General features: G+C 72.2%; 8 protein-coding genes. 6 read left to right on the top strand and 2 right to left on the bottom strand.

The features are described from left to right. Positions 1 to 67: 67 nt before the first annotated feature. Positions 68 to 1,048 (bottom strand): NAD(P)/FAD-dependent oxidoreductase, encoded by a 981-nt coding sequence (locus STRIP9103_RS14385; RefSeq protein ID WP_009310412.1) that lies wholly within the window; start codon positions 1,046 to 1,048, stop codon positions 68 to 70. A 77-nt stretch (positions 1,049 to 1,125) separates the two neighbouring features. On the opposite strand from STRIP9103_RS14385, the gene STRIP9103_RS14380 reads away from it, so the two are divergent. From STRIP9103_RS14380 to STRIP9103_RS14355, 6 genes are all read left to right on the top strand, one after another. After that, entirely contained in the window at positions 1,126 to 1,710 is a 585-nt protein-coding gene (locus tag STRIP9103_RS14380; protein ID WP_009310407.1) for a helix-turn-helix domain-containing protein, read from the top strand. 195 nt (positions 1,711 to 1,905) lie between these two features. After that, entirely contained in the window at positions 1,906 to 2,883 is a 978-nt protein-coding gene (locus tag STRIP9103_RS14375; protein WP_009310403.1) for an NADPH:quinone oxidoreductase family protein, read from the top strand. Continuing rightward, positions 2,880 to 4,064, top strand: a complete 1,185-nt coding sequence (locus STRIP9103_RS14370) for an acyl-CoA dehydrogenase family protein (RefSeq protein WP_009310408.1) — start codon at positions 2,880 to 2,882, stop codon at positions 4,062 to 4,064. The genes STRIP9103_RS14375 and STRIP9103_RS14370 overlap by 4 nt, the downstream gene beginning before the upstream one ends. Further along, on the top strand, positions 4,061 to 5,206 hold the full coding sequence (locus STRIP9103_RS14365) for an acyl-CoA dehydrogenase family protein (RefSeq protein WP_009310410.1): 1,146 nt from the start codon (positions 4,061 to 4,063) through the stop codon (positions 5,204 to 5,206). The genes STRIP9103_RS14370 and STRIP9103_RS14365 overlap by 4 nt, the downstream gene beginning before the upstream one ends. 185 nt (positions 5,207 to 5,391) lie before the next feature. Further along, complete coding sequence (locus tag STRIP9103_RS14360; protein ID WP_009310414.1) at positions 5,392 to 6,261, top strand: phosphatidylinositol-specific phospholipase C/glycerophosphodiester phosphodiesterase family protein; 870 nt, start codon at positions 5,392 to 5,394, stop codon at positions 6,259 to 6,261. Positions 6,262 to 6,390: 129 nt separating this feature from the next. Then, positions 6,391 to 6,585, top strand: a complete 195-nt coding sequence (locus STRIP9103_RS14355; protein WP_009310404.1) for a hypothetical protein — start codon at positions 6,391 to 6,393, stop codon at positions 6,583 to 6,585. A gap of 35 nt (positions 6,586 to 6,620) precedes the next feature. Here STRIP9103_RS14355 and STRIP9103_RS14350 read toward each other — a convergent pair. Further along, a partial coding sequence (locus STRIP9103_RS14350; RefSeq protein ID WP_009310406.1) for a phosphodiester glycosidase family protein occupies positions 6,621 to 7,405 on the bottom strand: 785 nt, incomplete at its 5' end.

Raw genomic sequence — 7,405 nt, 5'->3', positions numbered from 1 at the left:
GTGCGGGTGGTGTGTGGTTGCTCGCGCCCACGCGGCGGAGCCGCAAATCCACACAGCCCCGCGCCCCTCAAGAGTCCAGGTCCGTCATCAGCAGCTCTCCGTTGATCGTGGCCCCGGCTCGGTAGCCGGCGGATGCCGCGTTGATCACCTGTTCGGCGAAGCCCATCGCGTTGCCGGCGGCCCAGACGCCGGGGACGGTGGTCAGGCCGGTCGCGTCGACCACCGGGTAGGCACCGAACGGGGTCTCGTTCAGCTCGGCGCCCAGCCTCTCCAGCAGACCGGTCTGCGGCACGGCCCGGGGCGCCACGAACAGCACCGAGCGGTCGTACGCGGTGCCGTCCGCGAGCCGTACCCCGCTGAGCCGATCCTTCTCGACCACCAGGCCCGCCACCTCCCCGGGCACCACCTCGACCCCGGCGGCGGCCAGCCGGCGTCGGTCGTCGTCGGACAGGGCGTTCTCGGGGACGGTGTGCAGGAACAGGGTCACGTCCTTGGACCACTGGGAGACCATCAGGGCCTGGTGGACGCTCAGGGGGGACGTGGCGAGTACGCCGAAGGGCTCGTCGAGGACCTCCCAGCCGTGGCAGTACGGGCAGTGCAGGACGTCCCGCCCGAAGCGTTCGGCGATGCCGGGGACGGGCGGGAGTTCGTCCTTCAGGCCGGTGGCGACGACGAGCCGACGGGCGCGCGGGGTGCGGCCGTCCGCGAGGGTCACGGTGAAGTGGTGGCCGTCGTCATCCCGGGTGGCGTCCATCGCCCGGCCCCGGACGAGTTCCACGCCGTAGCGGGCGATCTCCTCCCTGCCCGCGGTCAGGAACTCCGCCGGTGACATCCCGTCGCGCGACAGATAGCCCTGCATATGGGCGGCGGGCGCGTTGCGGGGCTCTCCCGCGTCGACGACCAGGGTGCGGCGCCGGGCCCGGCCGAGGACCAGGGCGGCGGAGAGCCCGGCCGCGCCGCCGCCGATCACGATCACTTCGTACGGGGCGCTCATGTCGTACGGGTCGGTCATGCCGTACGGGTCGGTCATGCCGTACTGCTCGGTCATGGTGACCACCTCCATGGAGACGGTCGCCCGGAGCCTGCCGGATTGACAAACTTTCTTGCCGGTTCTGCAATGCGGTCATGACTACTGACGACGTTCTCGCCGAGGTCGGTCCGAGGCTGCGGCGGCTCCGGAAGGAGCGGGAGCTGACGCTCGGCGCACTGTCGGAAGTGACCGGCATCTCCGTGAGCACGCTCTCCCGGCTGGAGTCGGGGCTGCGCAAGCCGAGCCTGGAGCTGTTGCTGCCGATCGCGCGGGCGCACCAGGTGGCGTTGGACGAGTTGGTCGGTGCTCCGCCGGTCGGCGATCCCCGGGTGCGGCTCAAGCCCCTCGTACGGCATGGGCGTACCTTCTGGCCGCTCACCCGGCAGCCCGGTGGCCTCCAGGCGTTCAAGGTGCTGGTGCCGCAACGGAAGGAGGAGCCGGAGCCGCGCACCCACGAGGGGTACGAGTGGCTGTACGTGCTGTCGGGCAGGCTGCGGGTCGTGCTCGGGGAGCATGATGTGGTGCTGGGGGCGGGGGAGGCGGCCGAGTTCGACACACGGGTGCCGCACTGGTTCGGGTCGACGGGGGAGGGGCCGGCGGAGTTTCTGAGCCTGTTCGGGCCGCAGGGGGAGCGGATGCATGTGCGGGCGCGACCGGCACGCCGTGGGGCGGACGACTGACGCCGACTGTTCCCGGACGGAGTGTTCCGTCTGTTCCCGCTCCCGGACGGAGTGTTCCGTCTGTTCCAGTTCCCCGGCGGAGTGTTCCCTGATGGCAAGCGACCGCTTAGTATGCCACTCGTCAGTCGACCCCGGTCGGATACGGCTCCGGGCCAGGCACCCCGGTCGGACACAGCAGTCCCGTGGAGGCACCGCATGCAGGCATGGCACGTGCACGAGAACGGCGAGCCGAGCGAGGTGATGCGGCTCCAGGAGGCGGAGCGGCCCACGCCCGGTGACGGCCAGGTCCTGCTGAAGGTGCGCGCCGCGAATATCAACTTCCCGGATGTCCTCATGTGCCGGGGCCACTACCAGGTCCGGCCGCCGCTGCCGTTCACGCCCGGCGTGGAGATCTGCGGCGAGACCGAGGACGGCCGCCGGGTCATCGCCAACCCCGCGCTGCCGTACGGCGGCTTCGCCGAGTACGCCGTCGCGGACGCCGCCGCCCTGCTGCCCGCACCGGAGGCGCTGGACGACGCCGAGGCCGCCGCGCTGCACATCGGCTACCAGACGGGCTGGTTCGGTCTGCACCGGCGGGCCCGGCTGGAGGCCGGGGAGACACTGCTCGTCCACGCCGCCGCCGGAGGGGTCGGCAGCGCGGCCGTACAGCTCGGCAAGGCGGCCGGGGCGACCGTCATCGGCGTCGTGGGCGGCGCCGACAAGGCCGCCGTGGCCCGGGAGCGGGGCTGTGACGTGGTGGTCGACCGGCGGAGCGAGGACGTCGTCGCCGCCGTGAAGGACGCCACCAAGGGCCGGGGCGCCGATGTGATCTACGACCCCGTGGGCGGCGAGGCCTACACGCAGTCGACCAAGGTCGTCGCCTTCGAGGGGCGCATCGTGGTCGTCGGCTTCGCCGGCGGGACGATCCCGAGCCCCGGCCTCAACCACGCCCTGGTGAAGAACTACTCGATCCTCGGCCTGCACTGGGGCCTGTACAACACCAAGAACCCCAAGCTGGTCCAGCACTGCCACGAGCAGCTCACCGAACTGGCCGCCCGGGGCGTCGTCAGGCCGCTGGTCAGCGAGCGCGTACCGCTGGACGGCGCCGCCGCAGCCGTACAGCGGGTCGCGGACGGTGTCACCACCGGCCGGGTCATCGTGCTGCCCACTCCGGAGAACGGAGCCGCCGCATGACCGACGCGACGGAACTTCGGCGCCGTACGGCCGAGTTGCTGGCCGCGCACCCGCCGGCCACCACTGACCGGCTGGACTTTCTGCGCGCCCGCTTCGACGCCGGGCTCGCCTGGGTGCACTACCCCGAGGGCCTCGGCGGACTCGGCGCCCCGCGCTCCCTCCAGGCCGTCGTGGACGCCGACCTGGAGGTCGAGGGCGCCCCCGACAACGACCCGCGCCGTATCGGCATCGGCCTCGGCATGGCCGCGCCGACCATCCTCGCCTTCGGCACGGAGGAGCAGAAACGGCGGTATCTGCGGCCGCTGTGGACCGGCGAGGAGGTGTGGTGCCAGCTCTTCAGCGAGCCCGGCGCCGGCTCCGACCTGGCCGCGCTCGGGACCCGGGCCGTGCGGGAGAGCGGGGGAGACTGGGTCGTCAACGGGCAGAAGGTGTGGACGTCCAGCGCCCATCTCGCCCGCTGGGCCATCCTCATCGCCCGCACCGATCCGGACGTGCCCAAGCACCGCGGCATCACCTACTTCATCTGCGACATGACCGACCCGGGCGTCGAGGTCCGGCCGCTCAGGCAGGTCACCGGCGAGGCCGAGTTCAACGAGGTCTTCCTCACGGACGTCCGCATCCCCGACTCGCGCCGGCTCGGCGAGATCGGTGACGGCTGGAAGGTCGCGCAGACCACGCTGAACAACGAACGCGTCGCCATCGGCGGTATGCGACTGCCCCGCGAGGGCGGCATGATCGGCCCGGTCTCCCGGACCTGGCGCGAACGCCCCGAACTGCGCACCCACGACCTCCACCAGCGGCTGCTCAAGCTGTGGGTCGAGGCCGAGGTCGCCCGGCTCACCGGTGAGCGGCTGCGCCAGCAACTCGTCGCCGGACAACCCGGCCCCGAGGGCGCCGGTATGAAGCTCGCCTTCGCCCGCCTCAACCAGGAGATCAGCGGCCTGGAGGTCGAACTCCGCGGCGAGGAGGGCCTGCTGTACGACGACTGGACCATGCGCCGCCCCGAACTGGTCGACTTCGTCGGCCGCGACGCCGGCTACCGCTATCTCCGCTCCAAGGGCAACAGCATCGAGGGCGGGACCACCGAGGTCCTGCTGAACATCGTCGCCGAGCGCGTCCTGGGCCTGCCCGCCGAGCCGCGCACCGACAAGGACGTCGCGTGGAAGGACCTGGCCCGATGAGCACACGGACAACGCCGCGCGCACAGCCGGACCTGCTGTACTCGGAGGAGGAAGAAGCCCTCCGCGCCGCCGTCCGCGATCTGCTCACCGACCACTGCGACGCCCCCCGAGTCATCGCCCGCATCGAGTCGGACGCCCCGCACGACCGTGAACTGTGGAAGCTGCTCGCCGACGGCATGGGCCTCGCCGGGCTGCTGGTCCCCGAGGAGTACGGCGGCCAGGGCGCCACGCACCGCGAAGCCGCCGTCGTACTGGAGGAGTTGGGGCGCGCGGTCGCACCGGTGCCGTACCTGACGAGCGCGGTCGTCGCCACCGAGGCCCTGCTCGCCTTCCCCCAGTCTCGACTTCGCTCGACCGAGGGGACCCCCCTTGCCACCGACCTGCTCGCCGACCTCGCCGCCGGACGCCGGATCGGCGCCCTCGCGGTCGCGCTGAACGTCCCCGCCGACAGCGCCTACGGCGTCGTACGGTTCGAGAACGGCGGCCTGCACGGCGAGTTGACCGGCATCGCGGACGCGGCCGTCGCCGATGTGCTGCTGGTGCCCGCCGACGACGGCGGCCTGTACGCGGTGGACGCCTCCGCCGCCACGATCACCCCCCAGGTGTCCCTGGACCTGACCCGCCCGGTGGCGAAGGTCGCCCTCGACGGCGCGCCGGGACGGCTCCTCGGCGACGCCGAACCCGCCGTGCGCCGGGCCCTGCGCGCCGGGGCCGGTCTGCTCGCCTCCGAGCAACTGGGCGTCGCCGACTGGGCGTTGACGGAGACGGTCCGCTATCTGAAGGAGCGCAAGCAGTTCAACCGGCCCGTCGGCGGCTTCCAGGCGCTCAAGCACCGGCTCGCCCAGCTGTGGCTGGAGGTCGTCAACCTGCGGGCCGCCGCCCGCAACGCGGCCGACGCCCTGGCGAAGGGCGAGTACGGCGAGGAGACGGCCGTGGCGGTCGCCGTCGTTCAGGCCTACGCGGCCCCCGTCGCCGTCCACGCGGCCGAGGAGGCGCTGCAACTGCACGGCGGGATCGGCATGACCTGGGAGCACCCGATCCACCTCTACCTGAAGCGGGCCAAGGCCGACTCGATCGCATACGGCACGGCGGGCGCCCACCGCCAGGCACTGGCCGAACTGGTCGACCTGCGCGCTCCCTGACATACACCTGGAGAAGCACAGGGAAAGCCCGCCCCACCTGGGGTGGGCTTTCCCATGCGGGAACGGCCGCCCAAGTGAACGTACGACGGCGGTCCGGCCAACTCCCCACACGGCACTGCTCTTCACCCCCTTCCGGCTCGCATACTCGCGTGAGTCCACAACCGGCCCCACCCGGGAGGCAGAGCATGGCCCTCACCACCCGTCGCAGAGCCCTCACCACCCTCGGCGCCGCCCTCGCGGCCCCGGTCGTCCTGCCCGCCACCGGCGCCTCGGCGCGGGAGGGCGGGTACCGTCCGCGCCCGCTGCGGCGCGCTCACGCCCACAACGACTACGAGCACCCGCGCCCTCTCCTCGACGCGCTCGACCACCGGTTCGGCAGCGTCGAGGTCGACATCTTCCTCGTCGACGGTCAACTCCTCGTCGCCCACGACCCCGTCGACCTCGACCCCGCCCGCACCCTCGAATCCCTCTACCTCGACCCGCTCGCCGCGCGCGTCCGCGCCAACCACGGTTCGGTGTACCGGGGGCACCGTCGGCCGCTGCAACTGCTCATCGACATCAAGACCGAGGGCTCGTCCACGTACCTCGAACTCGACCGCCAGCTGCGGCGCCACAAGCACCTGTTCACGACGTACGCGCACGGCCGGGTGCGCCCCGGCGCGGTGACCGCCGTGATCTCGGGCGACCGGGCCGCCCGCGTCCCCATGGAGACGCAGAGCGTGCGGCACGCCTTCTACGACGGCAGGCTCGCCGACCTCGTCGCCACGACGCCCGCGCCCCCCTCCTTCATCCCGCTGATCAGCGACAACTGGACGCTCAACTTCACCTGGCAGGGCGTCGGGGCGTTCCCGGACGCCGAGCGCGCCAAGCTGCGCGGCATCGTCTCGACCGCGCACGGGCGCGGGCAGCAGGTGCGGTTCTGGGCCACGCCCGACCTGCCGGGTCCCGCCCGGGACGCGCTGTGGGGCGAACTGGTCGCCGCCGGCGTCGACTACCTGAACACGGACGACCTCGCGGGCCTGGAGGCATTTCTGGACGCCCACAGGCCGGCGTAGACACCGGGCGCGGACACCAGGGCCGGACACCACACGTTCGGCGGACACGTCAGCCACCCGGACGAACCCTCCGCTGCGCCACACTTACGGCCGAATGCCGCGAAGTGGGCGTGGCGGAGGAGGTTGACGATGGCCATTTCCATCTCTGTGGTGCTGTTGCTCGCGACCCTTGCGGTGATCTTTTTGCGCAACGGATCACTGAAGATCTCACACGCCGCCGTCTGTGTTCTGCTCGGCTTCTCCATGGCCACCACAAGCCTGGCCCCCACCATCGACAGCGGCCTCACGGCTACGGCGGACATCGTGAGCAGCCTGAACCCATGAGCGGCGGGGTGAGGGCATCCGCGCCCCCGTCGCTGTCAGCGCCGGGGCTTCGTGAAGACGCCGATGCCGTTCGGTACCGGGCGTTCGGTGCCGTCGGTGGGGTGGTTCCTGACGGTGACGGCGCTTGCGCCCGGCGCGCGGGCCACCAGGGTGGAGGAACCGCCGCCGTCCAGACTGAAGGCGTCGGTGGAGCCCAACTTCCGCATGACGGCCGCCACTTCGGCGATGGTCAGGCCGGTGCGGTAGGCGGTGGCGCCGTCCAGGGCGAGCAGCAGGAGCTTTCGGCCGCTGTCGGCGATGCCCGCCGCCGTGCGTACCGCCGAGGTCGTGTCGTCGAGGCCGGGCAGGGGTCGGCCGCCGCGGAGGACCGGGTAGCCGCCCAGCGCGAAGGAGTACGGGGTTCTCGTCGACGAGGCCACCAGGCGGTGCCGTACCTTGACCGAGTCGCCGGGGGAGAGCTTGCGCAGCCACTGGGCGCCCGCCTCCCGGCCGACGAGGACCGTCGTACCCGAGGTGATGGCGCCGCTGCCCGGGGCGTCGGCGGAGCTGACCACCCGGCCGTCCCGCACCAGCACCTCGCGCGTGTCGGTGCTGCACGGCGCCGCCCGGTCCGTGTCCGTGCCGCACACGGACCGCATCCGGGAGACGGTGCCCCAGCCCGAGGTGAACGCCCCGACGGAACCCACCGGCAGGGCGTACTGGTTGAGGCCGCCGAGCGGGAGATCGCCCTCGGCGGTGGTGACGGAACCGTCGAGGGCGACGCTGTCGAGGCGGGCCGTGCCGTCAGCCGTGACACCGAGCACGTCCTTGGTGCTCGTGC

Source organism: Streptomyces ipomoeae 91-03, assembly GCF_000317595.1.
GTDB classification, from domain to species: Bacteria; Actinomycetota; Actinomycetes; order Streptomycetales; family Streptomycetaceae; genus Streptomyces; species Streptomyces ipomoeae.
This window is presented reverse-complemented; position numbering and strand designations above follow the sequence as displayed.

Bases quoted from the DNA above. Each gene is read 5' to 3' on its own strand.
- STRIP9103_RS14375 (WP_009310403.1), top strand. From the start codon at position 1,906: ATGCAGGCATGGCACGTGCACGAGAACGGCGAGCCGAGCGAGGTGATG.
- STRIP9103_RS14370 (WP_009310408.1), top strand. From the start codon at position 2,880: ATGACCGACGCGACGGAACTTCGGCGCCGTACGGCCGAGTTGCTGGCC.
- STRIP9103_RS14360 (WP_009310414.1), top strand. From the start codon at position 5,392: ATGGCCCTCACCACCCGTCGCAGAGCCCTCACCACCCTCGGCGCCGCC.
- STRIP9103_RS14365 (WP_009310410.1), top strand. From the start codon at position 4,061: ATGAGCACACGGACAACGCCGCGCGCACAGCCGGACCTGCTGTACTCG.
- STRIP9103_RS14355 (WP_009310404.1), top strand. From the start codon at position 6,391: ATGGCCATTTCCATCTCTGTGGTGCTGTTGCTCGCGACCCTTGCGGTG.
- STRIP9103_RS14385 (WP_009310412.1), bottom strand. From the start codon at position 1,048: ATGACCGAGCAGTACGGCATGACCGACCCGTACGGCATGACCGACCCG.
- STRIP9103_RS14380 (WP_009310407.1), top strand. From the start codon at position 1,126: ATGACTACTGACGACGTTCTCGCCGAGGTCGGTCCGAGGCTGCGGCGG.